Annotated in this window: 19 protein-coding genes; 11 read left to right on the forward strand and 8 right to left on the reverse strand. The window is 65.7% G+C overall.

The genetic code is table 11. The features are described from left to right. The 10 genes from AC1D34_RS24555 to AC1D34_RS24600 form a co-directional block, all read left to right on the forward strand. Window positions 1–574 (forward strand): hypothetical protein (locus tag AC1D34_RS24555; protein ID WP_476825601.1); only part of this gene is annotated, 574 nt, incomplete at its 5' end. A gap of 62 nt (window positions 575–636) precedes the next feature. After that, window positions 637–2,154, forward strand: a complete 1,518-nt coding sequence (locus AC1D34_RS24560; protein ID WP_441506786.1) for a DUF6212 domain-containing protein — start codon at window positions 637–639, stop codon at window positions 2,152–2,154. Between the two features lie 518 nt (window positions 2,155–2,672). Beyond that, on the forward strand, window positions 2,673–3,413 hold the full coding sequence (locus tag AC1D34_RS24565; protein ID WP_441491230.1) for a FadR/GntR family transcriptional regulator: 741 nt from the start codon (window positions 2,673–2,675) through the stop codon (window positions 3,411–3,413). Then, window positions 3,376–4,332 (forward strand): NAD(P)-dependent oxidoreductase, encoded by a 957-nt coding sequence (locus tag AC1D34_RS24570; RefSeq protein WP_476825602.1) that lies wholly within the window; start codon window positions 3,376–3,378, stop codon window positions 4,330–4,332. The genes AC1D34_RS24565 and AC1D34_RS24570 overlap by 38 nt, the downstream gene beginning before the upstream one ends. A 14-nt stretch (window positions 4,333–4,346) precedes the next feature. After that, entirely contained in the window at window positions 4,347–5,030 is a 684-nt protein-coding gene (locus tag AC1D34_RS24575) for an amino acid ABC transporter permease (protein ID WP_476825603.1), read from the forward strand. Between the two features lie 5 nt (window positions 5,031–5,035). After that, entirely contained in the window at window positions 5,036–5,704 is a 669-nt protein-coding gene (locus AC1D34_RS24580; protein ID WP_441506784.1) for an amino acid ABC transporter permease, read from the forward strand. A 17-nt stretch (window positions 5,705–5,721) separates the two neighbouring features. Continuing rightward, on the forward strand, window positions 5,722–6,459 hold the full coding sequence (locus tag AC1D34_RS24585; protein ID WP_441506783.1) for an amino acid ABC transporter ATP-binding protein: 738 nt from the start codon (window positions 5,722–5,724) through the stop codon (window positions 6,457–6,459). 51 nt (window positions 6,460–6,510) lie between these two features. After that, a complete protein-coding gene (locus AC1D34_RS24590; protein WP_476825610.1) occupies window positions 6,511–7,278 on the forward strand; it encodes a transporter substrate-binding domain-containing protein in 768 nt (255 codons plus the stop codon). 66 nt (window positions 7,279–7,344) lie between these two features. Beyond that, window positions 7,345–7,791, forward strand: coding sequence for a ribose 5-phosphate isomerase B (gene rpiB / locus AC1D34_RS24595; protein WP_441506782.1), 447 nt, complete (start codon window positions 7,345–7,347; stop codon window positions 7,789–7,791). Between the two features lie 12 nt (window positions 7,792–7,803). Beyond that, on the forward strand, window positions 7,804–8,715 hold the full coding sequence (locus tag AC1D34_RS24600; RefSeq protein ID WP_441506781.1) for a ribokinase: 912 nt from the start codon (window positions 7,804–7,806) through the stop codon (window positions 8,713–8,715). Window positions 8,716–8,919: 204 nt separating this feature from the next. Here AC1D34_RS24600 and AC1D34_RS24605 read toward each other — a convergent pair whose 3' ends face one another. The 6 genes from AC1D34_RS24605 to hisD form a co-directional block, all read right to left on the reverse strand. Then, window positions 8,920–10,152 carry an anion transporter gene (locus AC1D34_RS24605; RefSeq protein WP_476825604.1) on the reverse strand — a complete coding sequence of 411 codons (1,233 nt, stop codon included), beginning with the start codon at window positions 10,150–10,152 and terminating at the stop codon, window positions 8,920–8,922. 5 nt (window positions 10,153–10,157) lie between these two features. After that, window positions 10,158–10,364, reverse strand: a complete 207-nt coding sequence (locus AC1D34_RS24610; protein ID WP_441491223.1) for a hypothetical protein — start codon at window positions 10,362–10,364, stop codon at window positions 10,158–10,160. 178 nt (window positions 10,365–10,542) lie between these two features. After that, window positions 10,543–11,379 carry an ABC transporter permease gene (locus tag AC1D34_RS24615; RefSeq protein WP_441506779.1) on the reverse strand — a complete coding sequence of 279 codons (837 nt, stop codon included), beginning with the start codon at window positions 11,377–11,379 and terminating at the stop codon, window positions 10,543–10,545. Continuing rightward, window positions 11,376–13,460: a polyamine ABC transporter ATP-binding protein gene (gene potA / locus AC1D34_RS24620; RefSeq protein ID WP_476825611.1), complete on the reverse strand. Its 2,085-nt coding sequence runs from the start codon at window positions 13,458–13,460 to the stop codon at window positions 11,376–11,378. Before potA ends, AC1D34_RS24615 begins: the two co-directional genes overlap by 4 nt. A gap of 258 nt (window positions 13,461–13,718) precedes the next feature. Then, window positions 13,719–14,771 carry an ABC transporter substrate-binding protein gene (locus tag AC1D34_RS24625; protein WP_476825605.1) on the reverse strand — a complete coding sequence of 351 codons (1,053 nt, stop codon included), beginning with the start codon at window positions 14,769–14,771 and terminating at the stop codon, window positions 13,719–13,721. 125 nt (window positions 14,772–14,896) lie between these two features. Then, the gene (hisD, locus tag AC1D34_RS24630) at window positions 14,897–16,204 is read right to left on the reverse strand and encodes a histidinol dehydrogenase (protein ID WP_476825606.1); all 1,308 of its coding nucleotides are present in this window, start codon (window positions 16,202–16,204) and stop codon (window positions 14,897–14,899) included. Window positions 16,205–16,578: 374 nt separating this feature from the next. Here hisD and AC1D34_RS24635 point away from each other — a divergent pair, with 374 nt between their 5' ends. Then, a complete protein-coding gene (locus AC1D34_RS24635) occupies window positions 16,579–16,887 on the forward strand; it encodes a cupin domain-containing protein (RefSeq protein ID WP_476825607.1) in 309 nt (102 codons plus the stop codon). A 187-nt stretch (window positions 16,888–17,074) separates the two neighbouring features. Here the strand turns inward: AC1D34_RS24635 and AC1D34_RS24640 are convergent, their stop codons facing one another. Further along, window positions 17,075–17,785: a formylglycine-generating enzyme family protein gene (locus tag AC1D34_RS24640; RefSeq protein WP_476825608.1), complete on the reverse strand. Its 711-nt coding sequence runs from the start codon at window positions 17,783–17,785 to the stop codon at window positions 17,075–17,077. A 311-nt stretch (window positions 17,786–18,096) separates the two neighbouring features. Next, on the reverse strand, window positions 18,097–18,600 hold a 504-nt coding region (locus tag AC1D34_RS24645; protein ID WP_476825609.1), incomplete at its 5' end, for an NUDIX hydrolase.

Consider the following 18,600-nt stretch of genomic DNA (forward strand, 5'->3'; position numbering starts at 1 on the left):
TCCCGAGAGCGTTGCGACCGCCGAAAGGCTGGCACTGACGCTCATCGAAGCGGGGTGGGAGGTTCATCTCGTGGGGATCGCGAGGGAATTCGCCCTCGCTCCCGGCCGCGCAAAATGCTTTTCGCAGATCATTGCATTGCCCCTGCCGGAGCTGCTGTCCCGCGCATGGACACGGAGCTATCAGGGGACGCCGATGCCCTGCTTCGAGCATCTGGATACCGATGACGCCATTTCCACATTGGCCGGCTATCACCGCGCCGTATCGGTGGATGGCGGGGTTTCACACACATTGATGGGCGCGTTGCGTCGACTGAAGGTGGAGACATGGGCGCTGCTCGGATACGCTGAAGGGGATCAAGCAACGAGCCAGGCCGTGAATGCATGCTCAGCGTTCGAGCAGGCTTACACGCATATTGTCGTGGGCAATGCGGAACTCCTGCGCCTGTGCCGGGCTTTCGGCATGCCAAGCACGAAGATGCGTTATTGGCCCGATCGAAGCACTGATCTGGAAGACTTCGGCATCAAACCGCTGTTCGAACCCGCAACGGCACCGAAATCCAGGCAGGCTGTCTGATGGCCCTTCAAACGACAAAAAACCTGCTGCGGCGCCTCTACTCCGCCGATCCCAAGGTCATCGTGCTGAGCGGCCCGGGAACATCGCCTGCGCGCGCCAGGCCGGCATCGGCTCTTCACTGGTATGGCTGCAAGCTGGTCGCGTGCGACCACTATGTCCTGACCGACTATGGACAGGCGGAAGACGCGTTGCCGTCAGCGCTGTGCAGTCTGGAGATCCCGCCCACGAATGTATGGGCCTTGTGGGCTCCCGATCCGATCGAAGAACGCTCTCTGCGTGCCTTGCAGGCGTGGTGGACCAAGACCGGGGGGTCAGAGACGCCTGTACCCTGCATTGTGGGGAACAGAGCAGAGCTCGATGCAGCCATACTCGAGCGCTCGCTGCGTGAGACAAGCCGATTGCAGCATAGCAACCAGCTACTGATGCGTGACCTGGCGGCCTTGCGGGAGAGCTGGACCCATCACGTTCGCATTCCCCAGGAACTCGAGGAATTGGTCGCCACCCTGCGCATGGGGCGTCCGCAGCTCATCTTCAACAGCCCCCTTCCCCGTTCGGATGTCGACATTCCCGCCTCTCCCGAAGAGCCCGACGTCAGCGACATCGGGCCATGCCTCGCGCAGCGGCTACCCAGCTCCGCGAGGGGATGGCTCGGCATCGATCTGCATATCGCCGATCCCGGGCGGGGCGCCGGGCATCTGTGCGCGCAGATCGAGGCCTCCGATGCGGGGACGCTTCTGGCGCAGTGGCGCGTTCCCTTCGATGTGCTCTGCAGGGGCTGGCTTCCTCTGCGCCTGCCCAGCGCATCGACTTGCACGTCGCGTTCCCTGACACTCAAGCTCTGGGCCCGTGGCGGCGAGGTGGCGCCTCGTCTTTCGACCTGTTCGGCCGGTGTCATGCACGAATACCGGCTTGCCCCGCAAAGCCTGGCGCAGCCGGACGAGCGAGACGCAGCGACCATGCTTGCGATGAAACTATGGGGCGGACTGCCGGGAATCCGGTCTCTTTCATCCGAAGATGATGGCGAATTCCGACATGAAGCAGGAGCGATGATCCCGGTCCCCGACTCCGTCGTCGGCAAGGCGCATCTTACCCGGGAACAATCTGCTGCTTACCCGGTGTTCGGCTATATCGAGCAGGGAAAGGTCCTCCTGCGCCCCCTGAAGACAACGTCATCTGCGGCTGTCATCAGCCTGCCTGCCACGCCGGGCCTGATCGAGATTTCATGCGAGGTCATGATCGACGACAAGCGCTGCCAGACGCGCCGCCTCGGAGCCCGGCTGGTCGTCACTCCGCACGGGATCGGCCCAGACGACGCAGAAAGCGGCCAGAATGTCCTTGCTGCGACCGAATGGACAGAACTGAACGAGCCGCTTGCACCGTCGCGACTGGTTGCACGGCTGCCATTTGCAGAGAACAGACCGGTTGACCTTCATCTGTTCACGCGTTTGCCCGAACCGGGTCCAATCCCACCGCACGGCCGGGTGGTGTTTGGTCGGTTCGAAGCAGAGATTCATGCCGCATCAGCCTGGGGCATGGCCGCCGTGCTGCCTGTCGCAGATGGTCGAACGGCCCGGCTATGAGGCGGCAAAGCTCCTCCGGGCTCCCGGTGCGACACCCCTGCACATCGCTTCGAGACAGCGCGATGGTGCGACACAACCACGTTCCCGAACGCGATCCGGAGGCGCGCAACTCACGCCGTCCGATGCGCGCCGACTGGTGTCAGTCCGCCGCCTGACCCGAACCGACACAGCCGGGCGAAGCGAACGCGGGACCGTGGCCGGCGCGGAGAACCTCCGCGCATGGTCGAGGTCGATCCGGCCGCTGGCCGCCATAGGCGAACGAGGCAGGCCTCACCACAGCGACGGCCCCGCGGCCGGCAGGAAGCTTCCGCAGGGCTGAGCCTTCCACCGAGACGGCAGCCACGATGCGACCATGTCGGCTGGCGTTTCCAACTCGCGTGGTCACCGCCGCCACGGCACGCCCTCCCCCTCGCCTTTCCCGCGATCGCCGTTCCACAGGCGGCTGCAAGGCCCGGTGTTGACGTCCGGCTCTGGTCATCGTATTGGTCTGACCAGAATAAAAAACAAGTGATCTTGGGATGGACGCTCAGGCTGCAGAAGACCCGAAAGGGTTCGAGAAGGTTTTTGCGTTTTTGCGCGAACAGCTTCTCGACGGCACACTCAAGCCCGGCGACAGGTTGATCGCCGAGCGCGAACTCGCCGTGCAACTCGGCGTCAGCCGGCCGATCGTGCGCGAGGCGTTGCGAGCCCTGCATATGCTGGGCATCGTCGAGATCCGCGATCGCATCGGCACGATCGTCAAGCGCCCCGACATCTCGATGCTGAAGGATTTCTTCGCGCTGGCGCTCGCTCAGCAGGCCGACCTGATCGACGATGTCATGGAGGCGCGCATCGCGATCGAATGCCAGGCGATCCGCCTGGCCTGCGAGCGCGCGATGATCGCCGATTTCGAACGCCTGCAGCGCGCGCTCGTCCGCATCGGTGCGACGATCGACGAGGCCGAGGCCGGGAGCCTGGCCGATTACGATTTCCACCGGGCGATTGTGCTGGCCTCGCGCTCGCAGACGCTCGCCGTCCTGCACGATTCGATGTCGACCTTGCTCGCCCGCTCGCATCGCAGCCGGCGCGAGCTGGTGCAGATGTTCGGCTCGATGAAGACCTACCTGATCGACGACCATAAGAGGGTCTTCGACGCCATCGTCGCGCGCGATCCCGATCGCGCCGAAGTCACCTTGCGACGGCATTTTGCCATCGGCGACGAATATCGGCGCCGCGCGGCGCTTGGCGACGGGGACAGCGGCGAACCGGCCACCGGCTAGAGCCTTTCAGAAGAAGAGAAGCGCTATGGGACGAAACGACAAGGGGCACGTCGGCTTCATCGGCCTCGGCACGATGGGGCGGGAGATGGCGCGCAACCTCCTGAAGGCCGGGCACAGCGTCACGGCCTTCGACATCGTCGGCAGCGCCGTCGAAGAACTCGCCTCCGCCGGCGCGGTCGCGGCGACAAGCCCGGCGCAGGCCGCCGCGACCGCGGATATCGCCATCACGATGCTGCCCGACACGCCGCAGGTCGAGGAGGTCGTCTACGGCGCGCAAGGGCTGCTCGCCTCGCCGCCCGCCGGCCGCCTCATCGTCGACATGAGCACGATCTCGCCTGTCGCCGTGCGGCGCATTCATGCCGATCTCAAGGCGACGGGCACCGATTTCATCGATGCGCCGGTGTCGGGCGGGCCGATCGGCGCCAAGAACGCGGCCCTGTCGATCATGGCCGGCGGCGAGGCCGAGGCCTTTGCCCGCGCCGAGCCCTATTTCAGGGCGATGGGCACGACGATCACCCATGTCGGTGCGCCGGGAGCCGGCCAGGCGGTCAAGCTCTGCAATCAGCTGATCTGCGGCATCAATATACAGGCGATCTGCGAGGCGATCGCGCTTGGCCGGGCCTCGGGCGTCGATCTCGAGCAGCTCCGCAATGTMCTGCTCGGCGGCTCGGCCGCGTCCTGGATGCTCGAAAAACTCGGCCCGGCCATGATCTCCGGCGATGTCGGGGCGGGCTTCCGCATCGACCTGATGCTGAAGGACCTCAGGCTGGTCCAGGAGCAGGCCCAGGCCCTTTCGGTGCCCCTGCCCGGAACCGCGCTGGTTACCAGCCAGTACATCGAAGCCCGCGCCCATGGCGAAGGCGCCAATGGCAACCAGGCGCTTTTCCGCGTCTATGACCGCATGACGAACAGAGCCTGAGGCGGGCGGCGGCGATGGGCCTGAACCTCGACTTTTCCGTTGTTCTGGAGCGCTGGCCCCTGTTCTGGGACGGCGCGGTCATGACGCTGAAGCTCGCCGCTCTCGCGATCCTGTTCGGCGGGGTCATCGGCACCTTCTGCGCCGTCGGCCGCAACAGCGGAAACCGCCTGATCGCGCGGGTCTGCACGCTCTATGTCGAGGCGATCCGCAACACGCCGTTGCTCGTCCAGATCTTCCTCGTCTATTTCGGCCTCGCCAGCGTCGGCTTCAAGTTCTCGGCCTTTTCCGTCGCGGCCGCCGCGCTCGCGATCAATGTCGGCGCCTATACCGCGGAAATCATGCGCGCGGGCTTCGAATCCATCCCCGTCGGCCAGATCGAGGCGGCCGAKGGCCTCGCCCTGTCGCGCTTCCAGATCTACTGGCATGTCATCCTGCTGCCGGCCACCGAGAAGGTCTATCCGGCACTGACCAGCCAGTTCGTGCTGCTGATGCTGGCCTCGTCCGTGACCTCGCAGATCTCGGCGGAAGAGCTGACCGCCGTCGCCAACTACATCCAGTCTGACACCTATCGCGCCTTCGAGACCTATATCCTGGTCGCGATCGCCTATGTCGTGCTCTCGCTCGTGCTGAGAGCCGGCTTCTGGGCGCTGGGGCTTGCGCTGTTTCCGCGCCGCCGGCGCCTCGGCACGGCGTTGTGACGGCGATGGGTGGGTCTCTCAACGCCAATCACCTGTTGTTCCTCGGCCATGGCGCACTGTGGACGATCGGCCTGTCCACGATCGCCCTGGTCGGCGGTGGTCTGCTCGGCTTCCTGATCGCGCTCGCGCGGGTGTCGCCGAGCCGCACGATACGCCTGCTCAGCGGCGGCTACGTCCAGCTGATCCAGGGAACACCGCTGCTGGTGATCATGTTCCTGGGCTATTTCGGCCTTTCGGCGCTGGGCTTCTCGATCTCGGCGCTGATGGCGGCCAGCGCCTCGCTGACGATCTATGTCGGCGCCTATTTCGGCGAGATCTGGCGGGGCTGCATCCAGTCCGTGCCGAAGCCGCAATGGGAAGCGGCCGAAGGCCTGGGCTTGAGCCGGACGCAGCGGATGATCAAGGTCATCCTGCCGCAGGCGATGCGGATCGCGACGCCGCCGACGGTCGGCTTCATGGTGCAGATCATCAAGAACACCTCGCTGGCCTCGGTCGTCGGCTTCGTCGAACTCGCCCGCGCCGGCCAGATCATCAACAACTCGCTGTTCGAGCCCTTCCTGATCTACGCGATCATCGCGGTGATCTATTTCGCCCTCTGTTTCCCGATCTCGGCGCTCAGCCGTCGCCTGGAGCGACGCATGGGCAATGGTCGCACGAAACTGATGCCGGCTTGACCAGGCAGGAGACGCAGATGACCCAGGACAGCCCGGTCGTTTCCCTCAGGGATGTTCACAAGAGCTTCGGCAGCCTGAAGGTGCTGGACGGCGTCGATTTCTCGGTGGCGCGCGGCGATGTGCTCGTCCTGATCGGCCGTTCCGGTTCCGGCAAGAGCACCGCACTGCGCTGCATCGACCGCTTCGAGACGATCGACAGTGGCGAGATCCATGTCTGCGGCCACCGTGTCGATGCCCCCGACATCGATCTGCGCGCGCTGCGCCAGGATGTCGGCATCGTCTTCCAGAGCTACAATCTCTTCCCCCATCTGACGATCGAGCAGAACATCACGCTGGCGCCGGTCTCGGTGAAGCGGATGGCCAAGGCCGAGGCCCGCGAACGCGCCCAGGCGGTGCTGGCGCAGGTCGGCCTGGCGGAAAAGCTCCACGCCTATCCCGAACAGCTTTCCGGCGGCCAGCAGCAGCGCGCGGCGATCGCGCGCTCGCTCGCCATGCAACCGAAGGTGATGCTGTTCGACGAAGTGACCTCGGCGCTCGACCCCGAACTGACCGGGGAAGTGCTGAAGGTCATCGAAGCGCTCGCTGCGGACGGCATGACCATGGTGATGGTCACGCACGAGATGGGATTTGCCAGGGGCATCGCCGACAAGGTGGTGTTCATGCATGCCGGCAAGGTTCACGAGACGGGAACAGCCTCGATCCTTGCCGCCCCGGCGACACCGGAACTCGCCCAGTTCGTCGGAACGGGCTTTTAAAAAATCCAAGGCAAGGGAGATCCAGGGATGAAACGCAATGCAATCGCCACCATGCTGCTCGCGGCTGGGCTGGCAACGCTGTCCGGGCACGGCGCACGCGCCGATGTGTTCGACGACATCATGAAGGCGAAGAAGATCCGCATCGCGACGGATCTGGCGATCCCGCCGTCGGGCATGATGGACGGCACGATGAAGCCGACGRGCTCGGATGTCGAAACCGCCGAGCTTCTCGCCAAGGACTGGGGCCTGCAGCTCGAATTCGTGCAGACGACCGGCGCGACGCGCATTCCCAATGTGCAGACCAACAAGGCCGACATCATCATCTCGACGCTGTCGGTGACGCCCGAACGCGCCAAGGTGATCGACTTCTCCAAGCCCTATGCCGCCCTGCAATCGGTGGTCGGCTGCCTGAAGTCCGATCAGGTCAAGAGCTGGGACGATCTCAAGGGCAAGACGATCGGCGTCTCGCGCGGCACCACGCAGGACACCACGCTCACCAACATGAAGGAACGCGACCTCAAGCTCGCGCGCTATGACGACGATGCGACCATGGTCACGRCAGCGATCTCCGGGCAGGCCGACTGCATCGCGACCTCGGCGACGATCGTCAGCCAGATCGGCGTCAAGGCGCCGGCCCGCGCCTTCGAGCCGAAGGTCTCGATCACCAATTTCGATCTCGCCATCGGCGTGAAGAAGGGTGAGCCGAAGCTGCTCGAAAAGCTCGATGCCTGGGTTCAGGAGAACCTCAAGAACGGCAAGCTCAACGCCATCTACAAGAAGTTCCACGGCACCGAACTGCCCGAAAACATGCGGGGCTGACGTCAGACAGGCCGGCGGTGTGCACGTGCGGCCGCCGGCTCCCACTTCGAAACAAGGATACTACCCATGCGCCTCGTCATTGGCTCGGACCACGCCGGATGGTCTCTCAAGAAGCACGTCATCGACCATATCAGGACGCTCGGGCACGATGTGCTCGATGTCGGATCCTTCGATGACCAGCCGGTCGACTTCCCCGACATCGCACGCGAGGTGGCGCGCAAGGTCACGTCCGGCGAGGCCGACCGCGGCATCATGGTCTGCGGCACCGGCGTCGGCGCCTCGATCGCGGCCAACAAGATGAAGGGCATCCGCGCGGCCGTCTGCCATGACGTTCACTCGGCCCATCAGAGCGTCGAGCATGACGATGTCAACGTCATGTGCATCGGTGCCAAGATCATCGGCCCGTGGCTGGCGAGCGACCTGATCGACGCCTATCTGGCGGCAGAGTTCTCCACCGACGAGGACTTCCGCCGCCGCGTCGACAAGCTGCACGCGATGGACGCGGAAGGCTGAGCGAACCCGCCGATGATCCTGGTCTTTGGCTCCATCAACGTGGATCTGGTGGCAAGGGTCGCCACCATTGCGGGACCGGGCATGACGGTGCTCGCCCGCTCCCATGAGCAGCATTTCGGTGGCAAGGGCGCCAATCAGGCGGTGGCTGCGGCGCGCCTCTCGGCGCCCGGCACCTTGGTGATGGCGGCTTGCGTCGGTGCCGATGCCTTCGGGCGGGATTCGACCGAAAACCTCGGTCGCAACGGCGTATCGACGGAGCTGGTCCGTGTCTGCGACACCCCGACCGGCTGCGCCTTCATCTCGGTCGATGCGCAGGCGGAGAATGCGATCACCGTCGCGAGCGGCGCCAATGGCGCGTTGTCCGCGGGGGATGTGCCGGACGCCATGCTCAGGAGCGGCACCGTTCTCGTGCTGCAGATGGAAGTGCCCTTCCCGGCCTCGCTCGACGTGGCGCGCCGCACCCGCCAGGCCGGCGGCCGCGTCATCTGGAACTGCGCCCCGGTTCCTCCCGCGATGACAGGCGACGAGGCCACGGCTCTGCTGGAAGCGAGCGATATTCTCGTCGTGAACGAGCATGAGGCCAGCGACATCGCCCTGATCCTGGGCGTTGCCGCCGACGACATCGCGCAGCTCGCGACGCGCTCCGCCACGACCTGCATCGTCACGGCCGGTGCGCGAGGCGCCTTCGCCTATACGGCCGATGGACAGGTTTGCACGGCAACGACGCCAGCCATCGTGCCAGTCGACACCACGGGAGCCGGCGACACCTTCGTCGGCGCGATTGCGGTTGCCCTTCACGAAGGCTCCCCCCTCGCCGATGCCCTTCGTTTCGGCTGCAAGGCGGCCGCGCTCTCCTGCCTGTCGGCCGGCGCGCAAGGCGGAATGCCAGTCCGCGACGCGCTCCACGTGGTGCGCGCACTCTGAGCGCGCCCTCATGGCAATCGCTTACATCATTGGCTACCCAGCGGCTTCGCGGGAAGCTGCATCATCGTCGGCCGGTAGAGTTCGCCTTTCTTGATATCGTCGTCCTTTGCGGCAAACCCTTTGATAGGCCTGGCGCGCCCCGGTCCGTGTCGGAGATCTGCGGCTTCTCGAAGCGACCCAAGCGGCCCCGACTGCTTTCTGAAGTCAGGACAGCATGTAGAGGCCGATCGCTAGCGTGGCGATGGTCAGTGGCGCGCCGATCTTGAAATAGGTCCAGAAATCGATCGAGATGCCCTCCTTGGCAGCGCGCTCGGCGACGATGAGGTTGGCGACGGAGCCGAGGAGCGTGAAATTACCCGCGAGCGTCGAGGCCATCGCCACGACGAGCCAGGCGCGCTGCGGATCCTGCAACTGCTCGACGAAGGGCTTCAGCACCAGCACGGCCGGGACATTGCTGACGAGGTTGGACAGGACAGCGGTGACCCCGGTAAGCGCCGCGACATTGCCGAGGTCGAAATGCGCGGCCTGGGCCAGGACCTCCTTGGTCAGCACCGCGTGCTCCAGCCCGCGCACGACGACGAAGAGGCCTGCGAACATCAGCAGGAGCTGCCCGTCGATATCGCCATAGACTTTGCGCGGCTCGATGCGCCGCGTCAGCAGCAGCAAGGCCGCCGCGCAGATCGCGACCTTGGCGACCGGCTGGCCGAGGAAGAACAGCACGATCATTGCCAGGGAGATGAGCGCCGATTTGAGCGCCAACCAACTATGGAAATGCGCGGGGATCGAGACCGTCGGCAGCCTCTGGCGGGTGAAGTACTCGCGCGGGTTGAGGAGGAGCACGAGCAGGATCGTGACGATTAGTCCGAGTGCTGCCACCGGCGCCAACGCCGCAGTGAAGGCGCCGTAGGAGATCCCCGAGAGATTGCCGATGATCATGTTCTGGGGGTTACCGGTGATCGTCGCGGTCGAGCCTACGTTCGAGGCGAGCGCGACTGCGATGAGATAAGGCACCGGGTTGCGGTCGAGCGCGCGGGTCAGCGTGATGACGATGGGCGTCATCACCAGGCAGATCGCGTCGTTGACGAGAAACGCCGAGAGCACGCCGGTCGTCACCACGACGGCCGCGAGCAGCAGCGCCGGGTGGTACGCCTTGCCGACGGCCCAGCCGGCTACCATGCGAAAGAAACCCGATAACCGCAGATTGGCGACGACGATCATCATGCCGAGCAGGAGCGTGATGGTGTCGAGGTCGATCGTGCGATAGGCGTCCTCCAGCGAGAGCACGCCGCAGCCGACCATGAGCRCGGCCCCGACCAGCGCCGCCCCGGCCCGGTCGACGCGCAGGCCCGGCATCCGGCCGATGGCGATCGCGACATAGGTCGCGACGAAGATCGCGATCGCGAGGAACTGCGTCGCGTTGAGCCCCCAGCCCGTCATGAAGGTTACGCCGCTCTTTCGCCCGTCATCGCCGGCGCCGGAATGGCGCGGTGGTCGGTCGGCGGCTCATAGCCGCGGGTCTCCGGCATGGCAACGAGATAGAAGACGAGGCCGCAGGCGGGGAGCCTGACGAAGGCCGTTGAGTAACCGGCGTTGACGATGATCACGCCCGCCAGCGAAGCGGAGATCGAGGCGCCGACGCCCCAAGCCATTCGAAGCCCGAAGCAGACATGCCCCAAGCGGGAAATGGCTCCGGCTATCGGGCGCGTCGCCTTTCAACCTCAATAAGCGCATCCGATCGATTCCACGCCATTCCCTTGGCAGAAGGGAGCCGGGAGCTACCAAACGAGCGCAACCAGATCTGGTGGTTTTTGCGACCTGATGCCGGCCTCACGCCTCACTCGGCTGAACCTTCTGCCTCTTGCGCAGCGCCTGGAAGAGCGAGGCGCCCTTCACGGCAAGCAGCAAGGCGAAGGTCACGATCATGATGATGAAGGCTGCGGCCGCGATCGCCGGGCTGATGTTCTCGCGGAGCGAGGAGAACATCTGACGGGCGAGCGTGGTCTGGTTGGGGCCCGCGACGAAGAGCGTGATCACCACCTCGTCGAGCGAGGTCGCGAAGGCAAAGACCGCGCCGGTCAGAATGCCGGGCATGGCCAGCGGCAGCGTCACGCCGCGGAAGACCTTGACCGGCGAGGCGCCGAGACTGGCTGCGGCACGCTCCAGCGCCGGGTCGATGCTGGCCAGCGAGCTCGCAACATTGACGAGCACGAAGGGCACGCAGAGCACCGCATGCGCAATGATGACGCCGAGATAGCTCGAGGCCAGCCCCATGCGGGCGTACAGGATCTGCATGCCGACGCCGAGCACGACCGCCGGCACCACCATCGGCAGCAGGAAGACCGAGCGCAACAATCCGGAAAACGGCAGGAGCTCGCGCCTGAGCCCAAGCGCGGCAAGCGTTCCGACCACCGTCGCGACGACGGTCGCGCCCGTGCCGATGATCAGCGAATTGACGATCGCACGGGTCCAGGCCTGGCTTTCGGCCAGCGCGCCGAACCAGCGCAGCGAGGGGCCGCTGATCGGATAGACCAGGAAGACGCTGTCGGTGAAGGCGAGCGGCAGGATCGCGACGAGCGGCAGTAGCAGGAAGGCGACGGCGAGCGCGGCGAAAGCGAGCCGCACGGCGTTGAAGGCCGCAGCGCCGGGGCGAGACACGCCGCTCATGTCTGCACCAGCGGCGTGCGCGAGAGCCGGCCGTAAAGGATGTAGAGCACGGTCGTCGGCACCAGCAGGAACAGGCCGAGCGCGCCCGCCATGCCCCAGTTCGCCGTTCCCGTCGCATAGAAGGCGATGACCGAGCTGATCATCTGGTCGCCGGCCCCGCCTGTCAAAGCCGGGGTGATGTAGTAGCCGAGCGCCACCATGAAGACGAGCAGCGAGCCCGAGAGCAGGCCCGGCATGGCGAGCGGTAGCAGGACATGGCGGAAGGCCTGCAGCGGGGCTGCGCCCAGCGCCGCGGCGGCCGGCATCAGGTTGCGCGGGATCGCGATCAGGCTGGCATAGATCGGCAGCACCATCAGCGGCAGCAGGACATGCGTCATGGCGATCAGCACGCCGGTGCGATTGTAGATCAACGAGAGCGGCGTCTCGATCAGCCCGAGCGCGCGCAGCGTCTGGTTGATCAGCCCGTTATCCTGCAGCAGGATCAGCCAGGCCGCCGTGCGCACCAAAAGCGATGTCCAGAGCGGCAGCAGCACGGCGATGAGCAGCGCATTGCGCTTCCAGCCCGACACGCTCGCCGCCAGCATCGCGAAGGGCAAGCCGATCGCCGCGCAAAGCAGCGTGACCTGGCCGGCAATGACGAAGGTGCGCAGCATGATCGCGCGGTTGACGGCGAAATCGGCTTCGACGGGCTCGATCCGCGCCTCGTCATTGCGCTTGAGGTCGACCGCCGCCAGCAGATTGGCATCCGTATAGGCCGGCATGCTGCGCTTCAGCGCCAGCCAATAGCCCTGCTCGCTCCAACGCGGGTCGAGGGCGACGAGATCGACCACGTCCGCTTCGCCGGCCTCGCGCACGGCCCGCGCCGTGCGGGGGAGCAGCGTGCGGAAACCGGCCTGCTGGCTGTTCAGCGTGCGCACCGCATCGCCGAAGCGCTCCTGCGGCGTGTCGGTCCGCAAATCCCGGACGAGCGCCGCTTGCAAGGCAGCCGACGGCGGGCCTGCTCCATCCCAGTTCGCGATCGCGGTCGCCGTCTGTGGAAAGGCGAGGCGCACCGTGCCGCCCTGCACCGCCGTGGAGGCCACCAGCGAGCAATCGCCGGGCGCGAAGCTGGCGAAGGCCGTGCTGCCGACAGGTGGTGCCGCATCGCGCCGCCCGGCCCGTGCGACCAGACGGCTCTCCCCGAAGGCGAGATGCAGGCGGATATGATCGCCATGATAGACATGGTCCTCGACCGTCACCGGCAAGGCGTTGGCGGCAGCAGCATCCTGCACGAGATGCAGCATTTCGGGACGAACCGAGACCATCACCTCGCTGTCGGGTTCAAACGACACTGCCCTGTCGCAGGTCACGCTCCCACCGGATGCGAGCGCCACCGTCGTGGCCTCGCCCTGGCGCTGCGCGACGCGCCCCGCCAGCAGATTGGTCTCGCCGATGAATTCGGCGACGAAGCGCGTCCGCGGCCTGTCATAGAGGCCAGACGGCGTATCGAACTGCTCGATCTTGCCGCGGTTCAGCACCGCGACGCGGTCCGACATGGTCAGCGCCTCGCCCTGATCATGCGTCACGAAGATCACGGTCAGCCCGAGCTCGCGATGCAGCGCGCGGATCTCGAGCTGCATATGCTCGCGCAACTGCTTGTCGAGCGCGCTCAGCGGCTCGTCCATCAGCACGACCTTGGGCTCGTAGACCAGGGCGCGCGAGAGCGCGATGCGCTGCTGCTGGCCGCCGGAGAGCTGCGAGGGCCGGCGGTCGGCGAGATGGCTCAGGCGCACCAGATCGAGCGCGCGCTTCACCCTCGCCTCACGCTCCGCCCTGGCGACGCCACGCATCTTGAGGGGAAAGCCGACATTCTCGGCGATCGTCATATGCGGGAAGAGCGCGTRATTCTGGAAGACGACGCCCATCTCGCGCTTGTGCGGCGGCAGATGCTCGACGCGCCGCCCGTCGACATGGATGCGCCCGCCGGACGGCGCCTCGAACCCGGCGAGCATCATCAGGAGCGTCGTCTTGCCCGAGCCCGACGGGCCGAGAAGGCTGACGAACTCGCCCCGCGCGACATGGAAGTCGAGCGCGTCAACCACCGTGACCGTGCCGAATACCTTGCTGATGGCCTCGAAATGAATGAACGGATCCAGATCTCGCAAATGATCAATCTTCCCGTGAGGATGAGGCGAAGCCCTTGCGGCCGCAGCCAGGCACCGGTCGGAGACGGCGCCAGGCCGGACGGCTGACGGAGGCGCCCCCGGGCGCGATCTGGCGTGCCCGGGGCGCGTCGCATGACGAGCGGCCAGGCGAAGGCGGCTGGTGGCCGCCCTCCCTTACCACCCGATTTGCCGGCCCTACTTGCCGACCCAGGCGTTGAAGCGCTTGGTCAGGTCCTCGATATTGTCGTTCCAGTAGTCGACATCGATCGCGATCGCATTCTCGAGATTTTGCGGCGCGGTCGGCAGGTCCACGGCGAGATCGGCCGAGACGGCAGCCGCGGCAGCCTTGTTGGGCAGGCCATAGGCGATGTCCTGCGGCAGCTTGGACTGGTTCTCCGGCAGGCTGGCGAAGGCGATGAAGTCCATCGCCTGGTCCTTGTTCGGGCTGCCCTTCAGGATCACCCAGCTGTCGACGGCGTAGATCGAGCCCGGCCAGACGGTCTTGAACTTGGTGCCCTCGGTCTTGTTGATGCCGCTGATGCGGCCGTTATAGGCCGAGGTCATCACGACCTGGCCGGATTTCAGCAGCTGCAGCGGCTGCGCGCCCGATTCCCACCAGACGATGTCGGACTTGATCTCGTCGAGCTTCTTGAAGGCGCGGTCGACGCCGCCCTTCTCGCGCAGCGTTTTGTAGACGTCCTTCGGCGCGACGCCATCGGCCATCAGCGCGAATTCGAGCGCATATTTCGGGCCCCGGCGCAGGGCGCGCTTGCCCGGAAAGGTCTTGGTGTCCCAGAAATCCTTCCAGGAGGTCGGCGCCGTCTTCAGCTTCTCGGAATCGTAGGAGAGCAGCGTCGACCAGACGATGGCCCCGACGCCGCAATCGCTCACCGCACTCGRCAGGAACTTGTCTTTGCCGCCGAGCTTGCTCCAGTCGAGCTTCTCGTAAAGGCCGTCGGCGCAACCGATGGCAAGTTCATCGGCCTCGACCTGCACGGCGTCCCAGTTCGGCGTACCGGCCTTCACCTTGGCCTGGACGACGCCGACGCCGCCGTCCCAGGATTCGTCGAGGACCGGCTTGCCGGTCTTTTCTGCGAAGGGCTTGAAGTAGATCTTGCGCTGCGCGTCCTGGTAGTTGCCGCCCCAGGATACGACGGTGAGATCGCGGGCCGACGCCGCGCCGAGGCCGGCGATGACAAGCCCCGCCGCGAGCGCAGTGCTGCCGAGTATGGACTTCAGAAACGTCATGGATCTTCTCCCTGCTTCTGCTGCAGCGATCCCCCCGCCCCTCGCGGTTGGGATCGTCGTTGCCCCTATTGGAGCCCCCTTTATCGCGGTGCGATAGAGGGGTTTCCGGAAAAACTTCGCGTCGATCAGGCTCCGATCTCACGGAGCAGCTGCGCCGGCGCGAGCCGCAGCGCCGCCGCCCGCCGGTGGCCTTCCAGGCCCTCGCTGGCGCTCTGGCGCATGGCCGGCGGGGCGACTGCCGCGACGCCGCGCTCGTCGAGCCATTGATGCGTGCAGGTCTTGAGATAGGAGCCGACCCAGAGCCCGCCGGTGTAGCGCCCGGCCGCCATGGTCGGCAGCGTGTGGTTCGTGCCGCAGCACTTGTCGGAATAGACCACGCTGGCTGCGACCCCGATGAAGATCGAGCCGAAATTGCGCAGCTTTGCCGCCGTGGCATGCGCGTCGCGGGTATGCACCTCCAGATGCTCCGCAGCGATGTGGTCGGAATAGGCCAGCATGGCGGTCTCGTCGGCGCAGACGGCGATCTCGCCATAGTCGCGCCAGGCTGCGGCGGCGACCGGCGCGGTCGAAAGGTCGCCGAGCTGGCGCTCGATCTCGACGAGCACCTTGTCCGCCAGGGTGCGGTCCGTGGTGATCAGGCCGACGCGGGTGCGCACGTCATGCTCGGCTTGCGCCAAGAGGTCGACCGCGATCGTCACGGCATCGCCGGTCTCGTCGGCAACGACGAAGATCTCGCTCGGCCCGGCGAGCTGGTCGATGCYGACCAGCCCAAAAACCTGGCGCTTGGCCTCGTTCACATAGGCATTGCCCGGGCCGACGATCTTGTCGACGGCCGGAATGCTCTCCGTGCCGAAGGCCATCGCGGCAATCGCCTGCGCGCCGCCGATGCGAAAGATCCGGTCGGCGCCGGAGAGATGGCATCCGGCGATCATCGCGGGATGGGCGCCGGGCGGCAGGCAGGCGATGACCTCGTCACAGCCCGCGACCTTGGCCGGCACGATGGTCATGATCGGCGCCGAGAGCAGCGGATAGCGCCCGCCCGGGACATAGGCGCCGACGCGGGCGATCGGGATGATGCGGTGGCCGAGATGCAGGCCGGGCAGCGGCTCGATCTCGAGGGGCAGCAGGGTCTGGCGCTGGGCCTCGGCAAAGGCCCGCACGCGCTCGATCGCGAACTCGGTGTCGGCCCGGGTCTGCGTCTCCAATCCGTCCAGCGCGGCGGCACGCTCCGAGGGCGAGACTTCGAAGGCGTCGATCTCGAGCTTGTCGAACTCGCGGGAATAGTGCCGCAGGGCCGCGTCGCCATCCCGCCGCACCGCCTCCAGAACCGCCTTCACCGTGGTCTCGACAGGAGTGTTGTCGCTCCAGGCGCTGCGCTGGGGCGCCTTGATGCGCGTGATCTGGGCTTCCAGGGCGGGGTCGGGCTTGGACATGCAGGACATTCCGGTGAGCGGGATCGAGCTGGCCAAGCTTCTGCGCGGTGCGGCGACAAGGCAAGGAGGCCAGCAGGGGCGTTGAAGATATTCACCAGCTGGGCTCAGATGCGGCGCTCAGCTGAAGGAGGCCTTCCATGAAGATCGGCGACCGTTTGAGGGAGCTACGGCTCCGCCGTCAGCTCAGCGTCCGCGCCGTCGCCTTGCGTTCAGGGATTTGACACTCGTCGATTTCGCTGATCGAGCGGGACCTGATCAGCCCTTCGCTCGACACGCTGCATGCCGTGCTCGACGCGCTCGGCACGACCATGTCGGGCTTCTTTCTGGATTTTCATGCGGCCTCGCCGCCAAATCCTTTCTGCCGGGCGGCTGAAATGACGGAAATCGGCCGGGCCGACGCGATCTCCTACCGCGTCATCGGAACGGGCTTTCCCAACCGCTCGATGCTGATGCTGCACGAGACCTACGCCCCCGGCGCCGACACGGGCGAGGCCTTCTCCCATTCGGCCCAGGAAGGCGGCCTCGTCATCCGCGGCGCGGTCGAGGTCACCGTCGCGGGCCGGTCATCGGTCCTGCAGCCAGGCGATGGTTATTATTTCGACAGCCGGGAGCCGCACCGGTTCCGGAATGCCTCGGCGGAACCGAGCGAGATCATCAGCGCCATCACGCCCCCAACCTATTGATCCCTGGACGCTGCGGCTCGATAGCCGGGCATGGTCCCAAGGCAGGCGCTCTTCATTGGGTGGGCCTGCTTCCGTTCTTACCCCCTGGATCATCGGACCGGACATCGTATCCAGTCCGATGATCCAACCCTTTGTCTTTGCATCGGCTTTGCCCCGAAAACCGCAATCCACTTTTCGGGCCGATGCTTTAGCTGCCCATCCGTCCGCCTGTTCCCGACACTCCGGCGTTTGCGCAGAGGCGAAAGCCCAGATCGTCTATCCGGAAGGTGGGATGGCTTCGACGGCGATTGGTTGCCAGGCAACCTCTTTCGCCGTCTGCCCAACCGCCGCCACGGAATATGCGGTAGGCGCCGTAGACCTGCGGGTCGTACTGGTCGGAGCACCACTCCCATACGTTGCCGAGCATATCGTAAAGACCCCAGGCATTGGATTGCTTGCCGCCAACGGGCTGGGGCCGCTCGCCCGAGTTATCGGCGAACCAGGCGATATCGCCGAGGTCGCCATAGCGAGGCCCGCGCGTTCCCGCACGGCAGGCGTGTTCCCACTCTGCCTCGGTGGGAAGGCGATATCCGTCGGCATCGGCGAGGAGATCCGCTCCTTGCGCGTCGTCGTGGATGACATAAGCCGCAGTGAGGCCCCGTTTTCCGGACAGTTGATTGCAGAACGCAACCGCGTCGAGCCAGGAGACGCTTTCGACAGGGCATCTGGCGTCCACATGGGACGAAGGCCAACTCCCCGTGACCTCGGCGTAGAGTGCCTGCGTCACCGGGGCGGCTCCAATCCTGTAGGATTCCAGCGCGACATCCCAGCGCCGCTGGATGCGGTCGTCCCTCAGCGCCACGATGCCGGCCGGGATCGTGAGCATCCGAAGGCTTAGCGTTTCCTGAAACTCGTCCACGATCTCTCGTCAGCAATTGCGGTACGCGGCAATCTGCTTGATGATCCGATCTTCCGCAAACCACCTCGAGCCTGTGTCCGCATCGGCTTTCCCCATAGCCGCAATCCGCTTTTCCAGCAGATGCCCTAACCCTCCTGCCAAGCCCATGAAATCGGCGAGTGTCGGCCGCCCCTTCCACGCAGATGACGAATGCGAGCCGGAGCCCGATCAGCCGGTCGGTTGCTGGGCGGTGTTCACGACCCGTTGAGCCTCAAAGGCATGCCGATAGGCGGGCCGCGCTTCGCTGTTGGCCAGGTGGGCAGTGAGCTCGGCTATCCCTCCAGCAAGGCATTGTCCTGCCGGGCGCCGCCCCAGCCATACTCGGAATAGGAGACGGCCTGGCTGACGTTCAAAAGGGCTTGCCGGACATAGGGAATGGTCTCGGGCGGCAATGATCCGAACGGCCACCAGCCGAGATCGGCGTGCTTTCCGGTTTCCATCAGCCTGGGCGTGCCGTCCCATCGTGCTGCGGTGAAGACGTGACCGACCCAGTCCCGGCCCTCCGTCAGACTGTGAAATGTATGGACGTAGACGAGATCAGCAGGCGCGATGCGCACGCCGACTTCTTCCAGGGCTTCCCGGATCGCCGCTTGGGCGATCGTCTCGCCGGCCTCAAGCCCTCCAGCGGGAAGACTGAAGGCACCGTCCATCCACCCTGTCGCCGTCCTCCGCAGCAAGAGGACCTCGTCGCCCCTGCATAGGGCGACGAAGACGGAGGCTGAGAGGGTGTGACGATCGCGAGCGGACATGGCCAAGGCTACCTGACGGGGTGGACG

It is taken from the genome of Allobosea sp. P1_A7 (genome assembly GCF_056406775.1).